The organism is Xanthomonas sp. CFBP 7698 (assembly GCF_003600855.1).
Taxonomy (GTDB): domain Bacteria; phylum Pseudomonadota; class Gammaproteobacteria; order Xanthomonadales; family Xanthomonadaceae; genus Xanthomonas; species Xanthomonas cannabis.
Genome location: NZ_PRDN01000001.1, coordinates 932845 through 951590, shown reverse-complemented (window position 1 = coordinate 951590; position 18746 = coordinate 932845). Strand labels below are relative to the sequence as shown.

The 18746-nt window shown below is 63.3% G+C and carries 15 protein-coding genes and 1 tRNA gene; all 16 read left to right on the top strand.

Annotated features, from left to right (window positions below; translation table 11 throughout):
* Nucleotide 1 precedes the first annotated feature (1 nt).
* The 16 genes from nuoF (at nt 2) to rpsO (ending at nt 18661) form a co-directional block, all read left to right on the top strand.
* A complete protein-coding gene (gene nuoF, locus XnspCFBP7698_RS03985) occupies nt 2–1336 on the top strand; it encodes an NADH-quinone oxidoreductase subunit NuoF (RefSeq protein ID WP_047693166.1) in 1335 nt (444 codons plus the stop codon).
* Complete coding sequence (gene nuoG, locus XnspCFBP7698_RS03980; protein WP_104580470.1) at nt 1333–3567, top strand: NADH-quinone oxidoreductase subunit NuoG; 2235 nt, start codon at nt 1333–1335, stop codon at nt 3565–3567. The genes nuoF and nuoG overlap by 4 nt, the downstream gene beginning before the upstream one ends.
* Nucleotides 3564–4655 carry an NADH-quinone oxidoreductase subunit NuoH gene (nuoH, locus tag XnspCFBP7698_RS03975; protein WP_047693164.1) on the top strand — a complete coding sequence of 364 codons (1092 nt, stop codon included), beginning with the start codon at nt 3564–3566 and terminating at the stop codon, nt 4653–4655. The genes nuoG and nuoH overlap by 4 nt, the downstream gene beginning before the upstream one ends.
* A 3-nt stretch (nt 4656–4658) precedes the next feature.
* Nucleotides 4659–5147 carry an NADH-quinone oxidoreductase subunit NuoI gene (gene nuoI / locus XnspCFBP7698_RS03970; protein WP_003485557.1) on the top strand — a complete coding sequence of 163 codons (489 nt, stop codon included), beginning with the start codon at nt 4659–4661 and terminating at the stop codon, nt 5145–5147.
* A gap of 4 nt (nt 5148–5151) precedes the next feature.
* Nucleotides 5152–5814, top strand: a complete 663-nt coding sequence (locus XnspCFBP7698_RS03965; protein WP_184371547.1) for an NADH-quinone oxidoreductase subunit J — start codon at nt 5152–5154, stop codon at nt 5812–5814.
* Nucleotides 5811–6116 (top strand): NADH-quinone oxidoreductase subunit NuoK, encoded by a 306-nt coding sequence (nuoK, locus tag XnspCFBP7698_RS03960; protein WP_039407444.1) that lies wholly within the window; start codon nt 5811–5813, stop codon nt 6114–6116. Before XnspCFBP7698_RS03965 ends, nuoK begins: the two co-directional genes overlap by 4 nt.
* 7 nt (nt 6117–6123) lie before the next feature.
* A complete protein-coding gene (nuoL, locus tag XnspCFBP7698_RS03955) occupies nt 6124–8298 on the top strand; it encodes an NADH-quinone oxidoreductase subunit L (protein ID WP_104580469.1) in 2175 nt (724 codons plus the stop codon).
* A gap of 20 nt (nt 8299–8318) precedes the next feature.
* Entirely contained in the window at nt 8319–9821 is a 1503-nt protein-coding gene (locus tag XnspCFBP7698_RS03950; RefSeq protein ID WP_104580468.1) for an NADH-quinone oxidoreductase subunit M, read from the top strand.
* 35 nt (nt 9822–9856) lie between these two features.
* Nucleotides 9857–11317 (top strand): NADH-quinone oxidoreductase subunit NuoN, encoded by a 1461-nt coding sequence (gene nuoN, locus XnspCFBP7698_RS03945; protein WP_039407547.1) that lies wholly within the window; start codon nt 9857–9859, stop codon nt 11315–11317.
* Between the two features lie 202 nt (nt 11318–11519).
* Nucleotides 11520–11596, top strand: a tRNA-Met gene (locus XnspCFBP7698_RS03940).
* A 197-nt stretch (nt 11597–11793) separates the two neighbouring features.
* Nucleotides 11794–12384, top strand: coding sequence for a ribosome maturation factor RimP (gene rimP, locus XnspCFBP7698_RS03935; RefSeq protein WP_047693160.1), 591 nt, complete (start codon nt 11794–11796; stop codon nt 12382–12384).
* 4 nt (nt 12385–12388) lie between these two features.
* Entirely contained in the window at nt 12389–13900 is a 1512-nt protein-coding gene (gene nusA / locus XnspCFBP7698_RS03930) for a transcription termination factor NusA (RefSeq protein ID WP_039407455.1), read from the top strand.
* A gap of 95 nt (nt 13901–13995) precedes the next feature.
* Complete coding sequence (infB, locus tag XnspCFBP7698_RS03925) at nt 13996–16704, top strand: translation initiation factor IF-2 (protein WP_166745163.1); 2709 nt, start codon at nt 13996–13998, stop codon at nt 16702–16704.
* Nucleotides 16705–16846: 142 nt separating this feature from the next.
* The gene (rbfA, locus tag XnspCFBP7698_RS03920) at nt 16847–17239 is read left to right on the top strand and encodes a 30S ribosome-binding factor RbfA (RefSeq protein WP_104580466.1); all 393 of its coding nucleotides are present in this window, start codon (nt 16847–16849) and stop codon (nt 17237–17239) included.
* Between the two features lie 78 nt (nt 17240–17317).
* Nucleotides 17318–18244, top strand: a complete 927-nt coding sequence (gene truB / locus XnspCFBP7698_RS03915) for a tRNA pseudouridine(55) synthase TruB (RefSeq protein ID WP_104580465.1) — start codon at nt 17318–17320, stop codon at nt 18242–18244.
* Between the two features lie 156 nt (nt 18245–18400).
* Nucleotides 18401–18661: a 30S ribosomal protein S15 gene (rpsO, locus tag XnspCFBP7698_RS03910; protein ID WP_005991399.1), complete on the top strand. Its 261-nt coding sequence runs from the start codon at nt 18401–18403 to the stop codon at nt 18659–18661.
* The last annotated feature ends 85 nt before the right edge of the window (nt 18662–18746 follow it).

Genomic DNA, 18746 nt, shown 5'->3' with positions numbered 1-18746 from the left:
CATGGCACATCATCACGCACCTACCGGTCCGGTCGGCCCGGCGCCGTTGCCGCACCAGGTCGTCTACACGACGCTGCACTACGACACCCCGTGGTCGTACGAGAGCTATCTGAAGACCGGTGGCTACGCAGCGCTGCGCAAGATCCTCGAGGAGAAGATCGCGCCGGCCGACGTCATCGAAATGGTCAAGGCATCGAACCTGCGCGGCCGTGGCGGCGCGGGCTTCCCGACCGGGCTGAAGTGGTCGTTCATGCCCAAGGGCACGATGCAGAAGTACATCCTGTGCAATTCGGACGAATCCGAGCCGGGCACCTGCAAGGACCGCGACATCCTGCGTTACAACCCGCATTCGGTGGTGGAGGGTATGGCGATCGCCTGCTACGCCACCGGCTCGACGGTGGGCTACAACTACCTGCGTGGGGAGTTCCACCACGAGCCATTCGAAAACTTCGAACTGGCACTGGCGGATGCGTACGCCAATGGCTGGCTGGGCAAGAACATTCTCGGCAGCGGCGTGGATATCGACATCTACGGTGCGCTGGGCGCTGGCGCCTACATCTGCGGCGAAGAAACCGCATTGATGGAATCGCTGGAAGGCAAGAAGGGCCAGCCGCGCTACAAGCCGCCGTTCCCGGCGAACTTCGGCCTGTACGGCAAGCCGACCACCATCAACAACACCGAGACCTATGCGTCGGTGCCGGCGATCATTCGCAACGGCCCGGAGTGGTTCCTCGGCTTGAGCAAGACCAAGAACGGCGGCCCGAAGATTTTCTCGGTCTCCGGTTGCGTGCAGAAGGGCGGCAATTTCGAAGTGCCGCTCGGCACCACCTTCGACGAATTGCTGGAAATGGCCGGTGGCCTGCGTCCGGGTCGCAAGCTCAAGGGCGTGGTGCCTGGCGGCGTGTCGATGCCGGTATTGAAGGCCGACCAGGTTGCTGGCCTGCAGATGGATTACGACACCCTGCGTGCGCTGGGCACCGGTCTGGGTTCGGGCGCCATCGTGGTGCTGGATGACAGCGTCTGCTGCGTGCGTTTCGCCTGCCGCATCTCGCAGTTCTTCCACAAGGAATCCTGCGGCCAGTGCACCCCGTGCCGCGAAGGTACCGGCTGGATGCACCGCGTGCTGGAGCGCATCGTTGCCGGCAAGGCCACGATGGAAGACCTGCATCAGCTGCGCACGGTTGCCGGCCAGATTGAAGGCCACACCATCTGTGCGTTCGGCGAAGCGGCGGCATGGCCGATTCAGGGCTTCCTGCGCCAGTTCTGGGACGAGTTCGAGTACTACATCGTCAACGGTCGTTCGATCGTCGATACGCAAGTCGGAGTGGCTGCATGAGCGCCCAACCAGTGAACCCGAACGTGCCACCGGACCATGTCACCGTCGAGATCGACGGGCAGTCCCTGGTGGTGCCGAAGGGCTCGATGATCATCCAGGCGGCCGACAAGGCCGGTATCCCGATCCCGCGCTTCTGCTACCACGAGAAGCTGCCGATCGCGGCCAACTGCCGCATGTGCCTGGTCGATGTCGAAAAGTCGCCCAAGCCGTCGCCTGCCTGCGCTACGCCGGTGATGGACGGCATGAAGGTCACCACGCGTAGCGAAAAGGCGCTGAAGTACCAGCGCAGCGTGATGGAATTCCTGCTGATCAATCACCCGCTGGACTGCCCGATCTGCGATCAGGGCGGCGAGTGCGAGCTTCAGGACGTTTCGCTCGGCTATGGCCGTTCGGTGAGCCGCTTCAACGAGCGCAAGCGCGTGGTGCCGGACGAGGATATCGGTCCGCTGGTCGCCACCGAGATGACCCGCTGCATCCAGTGCACCCGCTGCGTGCGTTTCACTGCAGACATTGCCGGCACCTACGAGCTGGGCGGCATGTATCGTGGCGAGAACCTGCAGATCGGCACCTACGACGGCAAGCCGCTGACCACCGAAATCTCCGGCAACGTCATCGACGTCTGCCCGGTGGGCGCGCTGACCAACAAGGTGTTTCAGTTCCGCGCACGTCCGTGGGAACTGATGGCGCGCGAGTCGCTGGGCTACCACGATGCGATGGGTTCGAACCTGTTCCTGCACGTGCGCCGCGGCGAAGTGCTGCGCACCGTGCCGCGCGAGAACGAGGCGGTCAACGAATGCTGGTTGTCCGACCGCGACCGTTATTCGCATCAGGGCCTGTACGCCGAGGACCGTGCGGTCAAGCCGCTGAAAAAGGTCAACGGGCAGTGGACCGAAGTGAGCTGGACCGAAGGTCTGGCCGCAGCGACCCAGATCCTGCGCGAAAACGCGGGTGATGCGCTCGGCGTGCTGGTGCACCCGTCCACCTCGAACGAGGAGGGCGCGCTGCTGGCACGTCTGGCCGAAGGGCTGGGCAGCGGCAATCTGGATCACCGTCTGCTCAATCGTGACTTTTCCGACGCTGCGGTGGCGCAAGCTTTCGCAACGCCGCTGGCCGAGATCGAGCAGGCCGATGTTGTCGTGCTGTTCGGCAGCAACGTGCGCCACGAGCTGCCGCTGCTGCATGCACGCTTGCGCAAGGCGCACATCCAGAACCGCACGCAGATCCACTCGGTCAATCCGGTCGATTTCGACTTTGCTTTCACCCAGGCCTCGCGCACCGTGGTGGCACCGTCGCAGCTGGCTGCGGCGCTCGATGACGCCGCGTTGCGCGATGCGGTCAAGGGCGCAAACCGCGCCGTGATCGTGGTCGGCGCGCTGGTCGAAAATCATCCGCAGGCTGCTGCGCTGCGTGCGGCCGCACGTGATTTTGCCGCTGCAACCGGTGCGTCGCTGTGCCGCATTCCACAGGGCGCCAACGCGGTGGGTCTGGTGTCGCAGGGCGTGTTGCCGACCGCGCGCGACGTCGCCGGCATGCTGGCTCAGCCGCGTCAGGCCTATGTGCTGTACGGGATCGAACCCGGTCTGGATTTTGCCGACGCCGCTGCGGCACGCAGTGCGCTGGCCGGTGCCAAGGTCGTGGCGTTCAGTCAGTTCGCTTGCGCCTCGACGCGCGACGTGGCCGATGTGATCCTTCCGATTGGTGCGTTGCCGGAAATCGATGCGTCGCTGACTAATCTCGATGGTCGTGTACAGACCGCACGCGCCGCAGGGCGCCTGCCGGTCGAGGCACGCGAAGGCTGGCGGGTGCTGCGTGCACTGGGCGGCGAGCTCGGCCTGGCCGGTTTCGAATTCATCGATCTGGTCGGTCTGCGTGCGGGCATGCAGAACCGCAGCGTTAGTCCGGTCGCGTCTGCGCAGCCGGCCACGGCGAGCGACGGGTTGGAGGTTGCGGCAACCGCGGCGATCTATCGCACCGATGCTGTCGTACGCCGGGCCGCTGCGTTGCAGTCGCATCCGCTCAACATCGCGCCGTGTGTGGCAATGCACCCGGACCAGGCGGGGCAGTTGCAGCTTGGCGCGGGTCAGATGGTCAAGGTCGGTACGGACGCTGGTAAGGCGACGTTGCCGGTGGTGCTGGACAAGCGCGTTGCACCGGGCACGGTGTGGATCGAATCCGGCCATGGCGCAACTGCGCCGCTCGGCGCCGGTCGCGTAACGGTGGTGGCTGCATGAACGAATTGCTGTTGAACGTGGTCGACCCCCTCCACCAGTGGTTCCTCGGGCTGGGCGATGGCGGCGTGGTGCTCTGGACCGTGTTGAAGATCCTGCTGATCGCCGTGCCGGTGATCGTGTCGGTGGCCTTCTACGTGGTGTGGGAGCGCAAGCTGATCGGCTGGATGCACGTGCGTCACGGGCCCATGTACGTGGGCATGGGCATCTTCCAGGCCTTCGCCGACGTGTTCAAACTCCTGTTCAAGGAGATCCTGCAGCCGAGCAGCTCGCACAAGGCGATGTTCATCATCGCGCCGTTGCTGACACTGGCACCGGCCTTTGCAGCTTGGTCGGTGGTGCCGTTCGATGCGCAGCTGGTGCTGTCCAACGCCAACGTCGGTCTGCTGTATCTGCTGGCGATGACCTCGCTGGGCGTGTACGGCATCATCCTCGCGGGCTGGGCGTCCAACTCCAAGTACGCGTTCCTCGGCGCGATGCGCTCTGCAGCGCAGGTGGTCAGCTACGAAATTGCGATGGGCTTTGCGCTGGTCGGCGTAATGATCGCTTCCGGCAGTGTCAACCTGAGCCAGATCGTATTCGCGCAGGCCGGCAACTCCGGTTTCTTCGACTGGTTCCTGATTCCGCTGTTCCCGTTGTTCATCGTGTACTGGGTGTCCGGCGTGGCCGAAACCAACCGCGCGCCGTTCGACGTGGTGGAAGGCGAGTCGGAAATCGTTGCCGGCCACATGGTGGAATACTCGGGCGGTGCATTCGCGCTGTTCTTCCTGGCCGAATACGCCAACATGATCCTGGTCAGCTTCCTGATCTCGATCTTCTTCCTCGGTGGCTGGCTGAGCCCGATCCAGGGCTGGGTCACTGCGGACGTTTCTCCGTGGATCAACTGGCTGTGGACGGGTGGCTGGCCGTGGTTGCTGATGAAGGTCTTCTTCTTCGCCAGTGCCTACATCTGGTTCCGTGCCAGCTTCCCGCGCTACCGCTACGACCAGATCATGCGGCTGGGCTGGAAGGTGTTCATTCCGCTCACGATCGTGTGGATCGCAGTGACGGCATTGATGGTGTTTTACGGCGTGATCCAGAAGGGCGTGTAATTGATGAACAAGATCACCCATTACTTCAAGAGCCTGCTGCTGCTCGAACTGCTCGGCGGCCTGTGGCTGACGTTGAAATACACGTTCAAGCCCAAGTACACCGTGCTGTATCCGATGGAGAAGTTCCCGCAGTCGCCGCGCTTCCGTGGCCTGCACGCACTGCGTCGCTATCCCAACGGGGAAGAGCGCTGCATCGCCTGCAAGTTGTGCGAAGCGGTGTGCCCGGCGCTGGCCATCACCATCGACTCGGCCAAGCGCGAAGACGGCACCCGCCGCACCACGCGCTACGACATCGACCTGTTCAAGTGCATCTTCTGCGGCTTCTGCGAAGAAAGCTGCCCGGTGGACTCGATCGTCGAGACGCACATCCTCGAGTACCACTTCGAGAAGCGTGGCGAGAACATTGTCAACAAGCCGCAGCTGCTGGCGATCGGAGACCGGTTAGAAACCGAGATCGCCGAGCGTCGCGCTGCCGATGCCGCCTTCCGTTGAGGTCATGATGGACTGGGTCTCTATTGCTTTCTACGCCTTCTCCGCCATCGCGGTGGTGTCCGCCGGTGCGGTGATCAGCGTGCGTAACCCGGTGTACGCCGTGTTGTGCCTGATCCTCACCTTCTTCTCGATGGCGTGTATCTGGCTGTTGGTGGGTGCCGAGTTCCTTGGCGTCACGCTGGTGCTGGTGTACGTCGGCGCGGTGATGGTGCTTTTCCTGTTCGTGGTGATGATGCTCGACATCGACACCAGCCGCCTGCGCGAGGGTTGGGTCAAGTACATGCCGTTGGGCGTCATCGTCGCGGTTGCGATGCTGGCGCAGATGGTGACCCTGATCGGCGTCAAGTCGCGCAGCGCCACGCCGTTTCCGGCCGACAATGCGGCCGCACAGGCTGCAGACGTTTCGAACCTGACCTGGCTGGCCAAGAGCCTGTACACCGAGTTCCTGCTGCCGTTCGAGTTTGCTGCGGTGATCCTGACCGTGGCCGTGGTGGCTGCAGTGATGCTCACCTTGCGCAAGCGCACCGGCATCAAGATCCAGATCGCCAGCGAGCAGTCGCGCGTCAAGGCGACCGACCGCCTGCGCATCGTCAAGATGGCAGTGGAAAAACCCGCACAGGTTGCGCCGCGCGTCGATGCGGCGGACGGACAGGAGGCAAAGTCTTGATTACCTTGGGCCACCTGCTGGGACTGGGCGCGGTGCTGTTCTGCATCTCGCTGGCCGGCATTTTCCTCAATCGCAAGAACGTCATCGTGCTGCTGATGTCGATCGAGTTGATGCTGCTGTCGGTCAACATCAACTTCATCGCATTCTCGCGCGAGCTCGGCGACACCGCCGGCCAGCTGTTCGTGTTCTTCATCCTGACCGTTGCCGCTGCGGAGGCCGCGATTGGCCTTGCGATCCTGGTGACTCTGTTCCGTACGCGCCGCACGATCAATGTGGCCGAAGTCGACACGTTGAAGGGCTGACCCGTAGATGGAAATCACTCTCTCCAAGAGTCTGCTGATCGCAGTGGTGCTTGCACCGCTGGTCGGCAGCATCATCGCCGGCTTGTTCGGTCGTCAGGTGGGCCGCAAGGGCGCGCAGTACGTCACCATCCTCGGCGTGGCGGTCAGCTGCGTGCTGTCGTGCCTGACGCTGTACCAACTGGTGGAGCAGGGCGCCAGCCCGTTCAACCAGAACCTGTATACCTTCTTCGACGTCGGCAACTACTCCGCGCATGTCGGCTTCATGGTCGATCGCCTGACCGCGATGATGATGGTGGTGGTGACCTTCGTGTCGCTGCTGGTGCACATCTACACCATCGGCTACATGGAAGAAGATCCGGGCTACCAGCGTTTCTTCAGCTATATCTCGTTGTTCACCTTCTCCATGCTCACGCTGGTGATGAGCAACAACTTCCTGCAGTTGTTCTTCGGCTGGGAAGCGGTGGGTCTGGTGTCCTACCTGCTGATCGGTTTCTGGTTCAAGCGCCCGACTGCCGTGTTCGCCAACATGAAGGCGTTCCTTGTCAACCGCGTCGGCGACTTCGGCTTCATTCTGGGCATTGCCGGCGTGCTGCTGTGGTTCGGCTCGCTGGATTACTCCACCGTGTTCGCCAACGCGACCACCATGGCTGGTGCCAAGGTGCAGTTGTTTGCTGGTCACGAATGGAGCGTGATGACGCTGATCTGCATTTGCCTGTTCATTGGCGCAATGGGCAAGTCGGCGCAGGTGCCGTTGCACGTGTGGCTGCCTGACTCGATGGAAGGCCCGACGCCGATCTCGGCGCTGATCCACGCCGCGACGATGGTGACCGCCGGCATCTTCATGGTTGCGCGCATGTCGCCGCTGTTCGAGCTGTCGGAAACCGCGCTGAACTTCATCCTGTTCATCGGTGCGACCACGGCCTTCTTCACCGGCCTGATCGGCATCGTGCAGAACGATATCAAGCGTGTGGTTGCGTATTCGACGCTGTCCCAGCTCGGCTACATGACCGTAGCATTGGGTGTGTCGGCGTATTCGGCGGCGGTGTTCCACCTGATGACGCACGCCTTCTTCAAGGCGCTGCTGTTCCTGGCGGCTGGCTCGGTCATCATCGGCATGCACCATGAGCAGGACATGCGCAAGATGGGTGGTCTGCGCAAGTACATGAAGGTGACGTACTGGACCAGCGTGATCGGCACCCTGGCGCTGGTGGGGACTCCGTTCTTCTCGGGTTTCTACTCGAAGGACACCATCATCGAAGCAGCGGCGCACCATGCGCACGAATCGCATAGCTGGATCGCGACTTACGGTTACTGGGCGGTGCTTGGTGGCGTGCTGGTCACCAGCTTCTACAGCTTCCGCCTGTTGTTCTTGACCTTCCATGGCAAGGAGCGTTTCCGCGATGCCCATGCGCACGACGCGCATGCGCACCACGACAGCGCGCATACCGATGCTGAAGCGCAGGTCCATGCGCATGACAGCCAAGCGCACGACGCACACGCCCATGACAGCCATGGTCACGACGACCACGGGCATGGTCACCACGGTGCTCACGAGCCGCACGAGTCGAAGTGGGTGGTGACGTTGCCGTTGATCCTGCTGGCGATTCCGTCGGTGGCGATCGGCTTCTTCACCATCGGCCCGATGCTGTTCGGTACTGATTGGCAGGGACACCATGCGGCGCACGCGCTCAAGGGCCAGGCCGTCTCGTTCTTCACCGGCATCGTCGATTTCTACGATCCGGCACGCGACACCGTCGGCGCGCTGGCGGAAGAATTCCATGGCCCGGTGGCCTTTGCACTGCACGGCATGATGGCCGCTCCGTTCTTCCTGACGGTGGCCGGTCTGCTGCTCGCGGCGCTGTTCTATTTGTGGAAGCCGGACCTGGCCACCAAGTCGCGCAAGGCGTTCGCGCCCATCGTGTGGCTGCTGGAGAACAAGTACGGCTTCGACAAGCTGTGGATCAATGGCTTCGCCGATGGCGGTGTTGTCCTTGGCAAGGCGTCACGTGCCGTCGATACCCATGTGGTCGATGGTGTGGTCGTCAATGGTTCTGCCCGACTGATCGACCTGGCTGCAAATCTGCTGCGTCGCACGCAATCCGGTTTCCTCTATCACTACGCCTTCGCAATGATCATCGGTTTGATCGCCTTGTTGGCGGTACTGATGCATTTCTGGCGTTGACCTGTACGGAATAAGAAAACGTGTCGAACTGGCCTTTACTGTCTATCTTGATCTGGCTGCCGATTATCGGTGGCGCCCTGATCCTTGCGTTGCGCAACGCCGAGACCGCCCGCTGGGCGTCCCTGGCGGTGGCAGTGGCGACCTTTGTGCTGAGTCTGCCGTTGCTGGGCTACGACACCGCCAATGACGCCCTGCAGTTCGTCGAGCTGCACGCCTGGATCCCGGCCTACAACATCGGCTACAACCTCGGCGTGGATGGCATCGCGGTCGCGTTGATCGTGCTGACCACGCTGGTGACCGTGCTCTCGCTCATTGGCGCCTGGCGGTCGATCGACAAGCGCGTCAATCAGTACGTGGCTGCCTTCCTGATCCTGGAAGGCGTCACCGTCGGCATCTTTGCTGCCACCGACGCGATGCTGTTCTACGTGTTCTTCGAAGCGATGCTGATCCCGATGTTCCTGATCATCGGTGTCTGGGGCGGCCCGCGTCGCATCTACGCAGCGATGAAGTTCTTCCTCTACACCTTCCTCGGCTCGGTGCTGATGCTGGTGGGCCTGGTGTACCTGTACCTGAAGGGCGGCAGCTTCCAGCTGGCCGATCTGTATGCGTTGCAGCTGACTGCCAAGGAACAGACCTGGATCTTCTTTGCGTTCCTGATCGCATTCGCGGTCAAGGTGCCGATGTTCCCGGTGCACACCTGGTTGCCGGACGCACACGTCGAGGCACCAACCGCCGGTTCGGTGATCCTGGCCGCCATCGCCTTGAAGATCGGTGGCTACGGCTTCCTGCGCTTCAACCTGCCGATCGTGCCGGACGCCAGCCACGAGTTCGCCTGGCTGGTGATCGCGCTGTCGTTGATTGCCGTGATCTACGTTGGCCTGGTGGCGCTGGTGCAGGAAGACATGAAGAAGCTGGTGGCGTACTCGTCCATTGCACACATGGGCTTCGTCACGCTCGGTACTTTCATCGCCTTCACCCTGGTGCGCGAATACGGCAGCACTGACGCTGCGCGCCTCGGCCTGCAGGGTGCGATGGTGCAGATGATCTCCCATGGCTTCGTGTCCGGCGCGATGTTCTCCTGCATCGGCGTGTTGTACGACCGCATGCATACCCGCCGCATCGCCGACTACGGCGGCGTGGTCAACGTGATGCCGTGGTTCGCCACCTTCGCGATGCTGTTCTTCATGGCCAATGCCGGTCTGCCTGGCACCAGCGGCTTCGTCGGCGAGTTCATGGTGATTCTGGCCAGCTTCCAGAAGCATCCGCTGATCGCCTTTGCCGCTGCCACCACGCTGGTCATTACCGCCGCGTACACGCTGTGGCTCTACAAGCGCGTGTTCTTCGGCGAAGTGGCCAACGCACATGTGGCCGAGCTGAAGGACATCAATGGCCGCGAGGCATTCGTGCTGGGGGTGTTCGCCGCTGGCGTACTGGCCCTGGGCCTGTACCCGAAGCCGCTGACCGATCTGATGGAACCCTCGATCGCCAAGCTGGCGACCCAGATTGCCGCGACCAAGCTGTGACTGCTTGCCGTACGTTTTGACTCCAGGATTTGATGATGACCACGCCAACGCTCGCGCCGTTGACCACCGCTGACCTGGCTCCGCTCGTTCCGGAGCTGGTGCTGATCGGCGGCGCCTTCGCACTGCTGATGCTCGACCTGTTCGTGAGCCAGCGGAACAAGGTCTGGACCCACCTGTTTTCCGTCGCCGTTCTCGCCGTTGTGTTCGCACTGCTGGCGACCGGTACGGGCGGGCAGGGCGAGATCTTCCACGGCATGTTCGTGCGTGATACCGCGGCGGACGTCATGAAGACCGTCATCGTGCTGGTCAGTGGTCTGAGCCTGGTGTACGGCTGGACTTACCTGCGCGAGCGCAATCTGTATCAGGGCGAGATTCCGGTACTGGTGCTGTTCGCCACCGCCGGCATGATGCTGCTCGCCTCCGCCGGTAGCCTGTTGATGGTCTACCTCGGCCTGGAGCTGCTGGCGCTGTGCTCCTATGCCCTGGTGGCCTCCAACCGCGACAACGGTCTGGCCACCGAAGCGGCCATGAAGTATTTCGTACTCGGTTCGCTGGCGTCGGGCCTGCTGCTATATGGCATGTCACTGGTCTATGGCGCCACGGGCACCTTGAGCCTGGCCGGCATCCATGACGCAATCGATGGCTCGGGCGAGCGCACGCTGCTGTTGACCGGCACCATCTTCATGATCGCCGGCGTTGCGTTCAAGCTGGGTGCGGCCCCGTTCCACATGTGGCTGCCCGACGTCTATCAGGGCGCGCCGGCTCCCATCGCGCTGTTCATCAGCTCGGCGCCCAAGCTGGCGGCGTTCGGCATGGCGTACCGTCTGCTGGAAGTGGGCATGGGCCCGCTGTCGCCGCAATGGCATCTGCTGATCGGCGGCCTGTCGGCGGTGTCGTTGGTTATCGGCAACCTGATGGCCATCGCACAGAGCAATCTCAAGCGCATGCTCGCGTACTCCACGGTCTCGCATATCGGCTTTTTGCTGATGGGCGTGGCCGGTGGTGGAGAGGAGGGGTACGCCGCCGCGATGTTCTATGCGGTCAGCTACACCATCATGTCGACCGCCTCGTTCGGCGCCATCATCGCGCTATCGCGTAATGGCTTCGAAGCCGAGAACATCGACGACTTCAAGGGGCTCAATGCGCGTAATCCGTGGATGGCGGGCCTGGTGCTGTGCATCATGGCCTCGCTTGCAGGTATTCCGCCGTTTCTGGGCTTCTGGACGAAGCTGGCCGTGCTTGGCGCTGCGGTGAAGGGCGACATGCTGTGGCTGGCCTTAGTCGGCGTAATCTGTGCCGTGATCGGTGCGTACTACTACCTGCGTGTCATCAAGGTCATGTACTTCGACGAGCCGGTGGGCGAGCCTTTGCCGGCCAACAACGACCGCGTGTTGGGGACGGTGCTGGGCGTCAACGCATTGGCCTTGCTCGCTCTCGGCCTGGCCTGGAGCCCGATCATGGTGTGGTGCCAGCGCGCCTTCGCCGGTCTTGCGTAAGCACGCTGCGTTGCGCCGCAGGCGCGGCGGCTCTCGCCCCAGGCATGCGGCGAGAGGTTGAAAGAAAGTCGTGATAAGTGTTTCGTTTTTGTTGCATTGCGGGTATCATTCGCCGCGACGTTAGACACCCGCCACGGTGTCCAACAGATGAAAAACTAGGGCTTGCAATTGCCGCTCAAGTTCTTCATAATTCCGCTTCTGCTGCGGGGTGGAGCAGTCTGGCAGCTCGTCGGGCTCATAACCCGAAGGTCGCAGGTTCAAATCCTGCCCCCGCTACCAAGTTTCGAATTGTTGCTTTACCGCAGTGATTCAACTTCTTGGATCGTAAGGACGCTTGTTCCCGTCTTTACGCCGACCCTGAGAGGTCGGGCTTTTTTCACGCAAGGGGCCCATCGGGCCCCTTGTTTTTTCCGGAACCGGAAAGTTAGCTGCCGGTTGCCGGGGTTCTACTGGCAATCATCTGATCAGGGCAGTCTGTGAGCGAAAAAGCGACCGAAATCGCGAATCTGCTGAGTCCAACGGTTGAGTCCCTGGGCTTGGAACTGCTGGGCGTGGAGTATCTTCCCGCTCCAGGTGGCGCCACATTGCGCCTGTATATCGATGTGCCGCTGGCCGAACAGCCCGAGCGCGTGATCAACGTCGACGACTGCGAGCGCGTGAGCCGCGAAGTGTCGGCCCAGCTCGATGTCGAAGACCCGATCAGCGGCAATTACACCCTCGAGGTGTCGTCGCCGGGTGTGGATCGTCCGTTGTTCACCCTCGAGCAGTTCGCGCGTCACGCTGGCGAGTCCGCCAAGATCGTGTTGAAGCTTGCGCAGGATGGTCGGCGCCGCTTCCAGGGCCAGATTCTGCGGATCGAGGCCGACGCCGATGCCGTGGTGTTTGCAGTGGACGGCAAGGACCTGCAGATCGGTTTCGACAATATCGACAAGGCGCGCATCGTGCCGGATTGGGTCGCTCTGGGCCTGGCACCGCAAAAACCGAATAAGCCCGGCCCGAAAAAACCCGGGCACGACAAGAAGAAACCATCCAACGAGTCGGCGGCTGGCAAGCCGCGCGCGGAGTGACGAAATGAGCAAGGAACTTTTGCTGGTAGTGGATGCGGTAGCCAACGAAAAGGGCGTGCCGCGCGAAGTGATCTTCGATGCGATCGAGGCCGCGTTGGCGTCCGCAGCGAAGAAGCGCTATCCCGACCAGGACGTGCTGACGCGCGTGACCATCGATCACAAGGACGGTAACTACGAAACCTTCCGCCGTTGGGAAGTGGTGGCCGACGATGTGGTGATGGAGTCGCCGGACCGCCAGGTGCGCCTGATGGATGCCATCGACGAAGCCGACGGCGTGGATGTGGGCGACTACATCGAAGAGCAGATCGAAAACCCGGATTTCGGCCGCATCGCCGCGCAGGCCGCCAAGCAGGTGATCGTGCAGCGTGTGCGCGAGGCCGAGCGCCAGCAGGTCGTGGATGCATGGAAGGACCGCGTGGGCGAGCTGATCACCGGTGTGGTCAAGCGCGCCGAGCGCGGCAACATCTTTGTCGATCTGGGTGGTAATGCCGAAGCCTTCATTCCGAAGGACAAGGGCATTCCGCGCGACGTGCTGCGCCCGGGCGACCGTGTGCGCGGCTACCTGGCCGAGGTGCGTTCCGAGCCGCGTGGTCCGCAGTTGTTCATCAGCCGCGCTGCGCCGGAATTCATGATCGAGCTGTTCAAGCTCGAAGTGCCGGAAGTGGGCCAGGGCCTGGTCGAGATCAAGGCCTGCGCACGCGACCCGGGCGACCGCGCCAAGATCGCGGTGATTGCGCACGACACCCGCACCGATCCGATCGGCGCGTGCATCGGTATGCGCGGTTCGCGCGTGCAGGCGGTGTCCAACGAGCTCAATGGCGAGCGCGTGGATATCGTGTTGTGGAACGAGAATCCGGCCAACTTCGTGATCAACGCGATGGCGCCGGCCGAAGTGCAGTCGATCATCGTCGACGAAGAAAAGCATTCGATGGACTTGGCCGTGGCAGAAGACCGCCTGGCCCAGGCGATCGGCAAGGGCGGCCAGAACGTGCGTCTGGCCAGCCGCCTGACCGGTTGGCAGCTCAACGTGATGACCGCCGACCAGGTGGCTGCCAAGTCCGAGGCTGAACAGGCGTCGGCACGCCAGCTGTTCATGGACCGCCTGGAAGTGGACGAGGAAATCTCCGCGATCCTGGTGTCCGAAGGCTTCAACACGGTGGAAGAAATCGCCTACGTGCCGGTCGGCGAGTTGCTGGCGGTGGAAGGCTTCGACGAAGACATCGTCGAGGAACTGCGTGCCCGCGCCCGTGATGCGCTGCTCAACGCCGCGCTGGCCGAGGAAGAAGGCCTGGAAGGGACTCAGCCCACCGAGGACCTGCTGGCGCTGGAGGGGATGGACGAGGAAACGGCCTTTGCTCTGGCCGAGCACGGCGTGCGCACCAGCGAGGACTTGTCCGACCTGGCCGCGGACGAGATCGTCGACTTCGGCATCGAGGGCATGACCCAGGAGCGCGCCGCGGCGCTGATCCTGGCGGCCCGCGCCGAGGAGATCGCCCGTTTGGAGCGCGGCGAATGAGCCGGCAATGAACCGCGCCCTGACCCCATCAGGGCTTAGAATCAGCGTATCCCTTGCTCTGGGCGAGGGGGCGCCAACCAGATCATAGGATCCGAATGTCGCAGCAAACCACCATCCGCAAGCTTGCCGAACTGGTCAATACGCCGGTCGATAAACTGCTGGTTCAACTGGCCGAGGCCGGAATGAAGTTCAGCGGTCCCGACCAGGTCGTGACCAGCACCGAGAAGATGAAACTGCTTGGCTTCCTGCGTCGCACGCATGGCAAGGCCGACACGCCCGCCGATGCGGCCAGCGAAGCAGCCAAGAAGATCACGCTCAACCGGCGCAAGCTGCAGGAAGTCACGGTCAACGCCGGTCGCACCAAAACCACCGTCAACGTGGAAGTGCGGCAGAAGCGTACCTACGTGAAATCCGAGAACGAAGGCAGCGGCCGCGCCGCGCCGATGACGCCGGACGAAGAGCGCGCCGACATCCTGGCCAAGCTCGCCGCCTCGCGTCAGCGCAATCTCGACGAGCAGCAGGCGTTGGCCGAAAGCGACCGCGTGCGCGATGAAGCAATTCAGCGCAAGCGCGAGGAAGAGCAGGCGGCAAAGGACCGTGCAGAAGCCGAGCGCAAGGCTGCCGAGGAAGCCGCTGCGGCTGCCAGCGCGCCGGCCCCGGTTGCTGCTGCGCCGACGCCGTCGGCGCCTGCCGCACGTGCACCGTCCTCGCCGTCTTCCGCGCCGCGTCCGGCCCGTCCGGCTGGCGCCTCGCCCGCATCGCGCCCGGCGACGCCGGCCCGTCCGGACGACCGCAACAACGCGGCCAAGCACAAGACGCGCGGTTCGCACGTCATGGTGGCCGGCGTCGAAGACGACGATGCGACCAAGCGCTTCGCCGGGCAGTTGCATCTGTCCGCCGCCGACCGTGCGCGCCGTTCCAATGTGCGTGGCAAGCCGACCGGGCGTCCGGGTTCGTCGTCGTCGCGTCGCGGCAACGATGGTGGCCGTGGTGGTAACCAGGGCAACAGCGGCCCGCACGGGTTCGAGCGTCCCACCGCACCGGTGGTACGTGAGGTGGCGATCGGCGAGACCATCACCGTGGCCGACCTGGCGCAGAAGCTCGCGCTCAAGGGCGGCGACGTGGTCAAGGCGTTGTTCAAGATGGGCGTCATGGCGACCATCACCCAGAGCATCGATCACGATACCGCCGCGCTGGTGACCGAAGAACTCGGCCACAAGGCCGTGCGTGCCGACAATGCCGACTTCGAGGATGCGCTGCTGGCGCACGCCGAAGATGCGCAGCGCGACGCCTCGCCGCGTCCGCCGGTGGTGACCATCATGGGTCACGTCGATCACGGCAAGACCTCGCTGCTGGACTATATCCGCCGCACCAAGATCGCCTCCGGCGAAGCCGGCGGCATCACCCAGCACATCGGTGCGTACCACGTCGAAACCGGTCGTGGCGTCATCAGCTTCCTGGATACGCCCGGCCATGCCGCGTTTACCTCGATGCGTGCGCGCGGCGCCAAGATCACCGACATCGTGGTGCTGGTGGTGGCTGCCGATGACGGCGTGATGCCGCAGACCAAGGAAGCGGTGGCGCATGCCAGGGCGGCCGGTGTGCCGCTGATCGTGGCGGTGAACAAGATCGACAAGGCCGGCGCGGATCCGTTGCGGGTCAAGAACGAACTGCTGGCCGAAAACGTGGTGGCCGAAGAGTTCGGCGGCGACACCCAGTTCATCGAAGTGTCGGCCAAGGTTGGTACCGGCGTGGACACGCTGCTGGATGCGATCTCGTTGCAGGCCGAAGTGCTGGAACTCAAGGCAGTGGCCGAAGGCCGCGCCAGCGGTACCGTCATCGAATCCTCGCTGGACAAGGGCCGTGGCCCGGTCGCGACGGTGCTGGTGCAGCAGGGCGCGCTGAAGCGTGGCGATTACCTGGTGTGCGGCATCCAGTACGGCCGCGTGCGTGCGCTGTTCGACGAGACCGGCCATCAGCCGGCCTCGGCGGGCCCGTCGATTCCGGTGCAGGTGCTCGGCCTGTCCGGCGTGCCGGAAGCTGGTGACGACTTCGTGGTCGTCGACGACGAGCGTCTGGCCAAGGACGTGGCGCAGCAGCGCGAAACCAAGCGTCGCGAATCGCGCCTGGTGGCCTCGGCCAGCAACCGCATGGAAGACATCCTGGCCCAGATGGGCAAGGGTGAAGGTCAGCAGGTGTTGAACCTGGTGATCAAGGCCGACGTGCAGGGTTCGGTGGAGGCGCTGAAGCAGTCGCTGGTGGCGTTGTCCAACGACGACATCCGCATCAACGTGATCCACTCCGGCGTGGGTGGCATCACCGAGTCGGATGCGAATTCGGCAGCTGCGTCCAAGGCCACGATCATCGGCTTCAACGTGCGTGCGGACGCATCGGCGCGCAAGATCGTCGAGTCCAACGGTATCGACCTGCGTTACTTCTCGATCATCTATGACGTGATCGATCAGGTGAAGCAGGTGGCATCCGGTCTGCTGGGTGTTGAAATCCGCGAAGAGATCATCGGTATTGCGCAGGTGCGCGATGTGTTCCGCAGCTCCAAGTTCGGCGCGGTTGCAGGCTGCATGATCGTCGAGGGCGTGGTGAAGCGCAGCAAGCCGATCCGCGTGCTCCGCGACAGCGTCGTGGTGTTCGAGGGCGAGCTGGAATCGCTGCGTCGCTTCAAGGAAAACGTCGACGAAGTGCGCAACGGTACCGAGTGCGGTATCGGCGTGAAGGCCTACAACGACGTCAAGGCTGGCGACCAGATCGAGTGCTTCGAGCGTATCGAGGTTGCCCGCACGCTGTAATGGAGGCCGGGGCCTGCAGGCCCCGGTTCTCTACGCAGCCGATGCTGCGTGCAAGTTCTGCAAGGCGAGGGCGGCATGGCCGCCCACGTTCGTTTTTGGCTTCGGTGCCATCTGGCCCTCCGAATCAACCAGGTCCACGACCATGCCAACCAAATCATTCCATCGCACCGACCGCGTGTCTGCACAGGTGCGTCGCGACCTCGGCACGATCGTGCACGCGGCCGTGCGCGACCACGGCCTGCCGTCGGTCAGCGTTTCCGATGTCGAAATCAGCCGCGACCTGGCGCATGCCAAGGTGTTCGTCACCGCGTTGCAGCAGGAGCGCTCGGCCGAAGCAGTGAAAGGGCTCAAGGAGATTGCCGGCCAGCTGCGCTCGCAGTTGGCGCGTGCAATGAAATTGCGTCACGTGCCGGAGCTGCACTTCCATTACGACGACTCGGTCGATCGCGGCGAGCGCATCGACAATCTGTTGCGTGACCTGGACGACGTAGGCCCCGAGGCCACGTCCAGCGACGAAGACGCCGAACAGCGCTAAGCGCTGTCACGGCCTGCCGCCTTTGCTGCGGCCCTGATCCTGCGGGCGCGCACAGTGCCCGATTCGAGCATCGATCTTTTGAAACCCCGCATCGTCTACCGCCCGCTGCACGGCATCCTGTTGCTGGACAAGCCGGCCGGGCTCAGTTCCAACAATGCACTGCAGGCCGCGCGCCGGTTATTGCGCGCAGACAAGGGCGGCCATACCGGTAGCCTGGATCCGCTGGCCACTGGCCTGTTGCCGCTCTGCTTTGGCGAAGCCACCAAGATCGCCGGGCTGCTGCTTGGGTCTGCCAAGGCCTACGACGCCGAGATTGTGCTGGGCGTCACCACCGACACCGACGATGCAGATGGCGAGCCGCTACGCGAGCGTGCGGTGCCCGATATCGGTGATGCCGCGCTGCAAGCCGCACTGGCGCCTTTCATCGGGCGGATCCAGCAGCAGGCGCCGATCTATTCCGCGCTCAAGCAGGGCGGCGAGCCGTTGTATGCCAAGGCCCGGCGCGGCGAAGTCATCGAGGCGCCGGTACGCGAGGTCGAGGTGCAGGCGATCGAGGTGCTCGGCTATCGCGCGCCGCGTCTGCAACTGCGCGTGACCTGCGGCTCGGGCACCTACATCCGCAGCCTGGCCCGCGACCTGGGCGAGGTGCTCGGCTGCGGTGCGCATATCGCGTCGCTGCGTCGGCGCTGGGTGGAGCCGTTCCGTGCGCCGCAGATGATCACCCTGGAACAGCTGGCCGCCGCGCTGGAGATGGGCACGCGAGCGCAAGATCTGCTGCTGCCGATCCAGGCCGGGCTGGCTGATTTTGCGCAGATCACGCTCGATGAGGCGCATGCGGCCCGGTTCCGGATGGGGCAGCGGCTGCGCGATCCGGCCTTCCCGACGGGGCAGGTGGCTGTGTTCGGGCCGGATGGAAGCCCGTCGGGACTTGGCCTGGTGGACGCCGACGGACGTCTGTCGCCGCAGCGATTGTTCAATGGACTGAACCAGGAATCGACTTGTTAAGGTTTAGTCAACTTGTTACCCGGGCCGTGCGACGGTACAATTTCGCGGCCCCGATCGGGGCACCTCAGCGCCAAGCGCGCTCATCCCAAGCAAACGGCGAGTCCGGCGGTGCGTCACGCACGTTCCTGTCGACCACGCGTCTATCGAGAAAACATCATGTCCGTCGACACCCAGAAAGTTATTGAAGACAACAAGCGCAGCGCCCAGGACACCGGTTCGCCGGAAGTGCAGGTCGCTCTGCTGACCGCCCGCATCGAGCTGCTGACCGGTCACTTCAAGACCCACAAGAAGGATCACCACAGCCGTCGTGGCCTGCTGCAGATGGTCAACCGTCGCCGCAGCCTGCTCGACTACCTGAAGAAGAAGGACAACGATCGTTACAAGTCCTTGATCGAGAAGCTCGGCCTGCGCCGCTAATCGAGTCCTACCGCCGCGGCGCAGCGATGCGCCGCGGTTTTGTTTTGGTCAATCGCACTACGTTACTGCAACACGCATTCTTGGG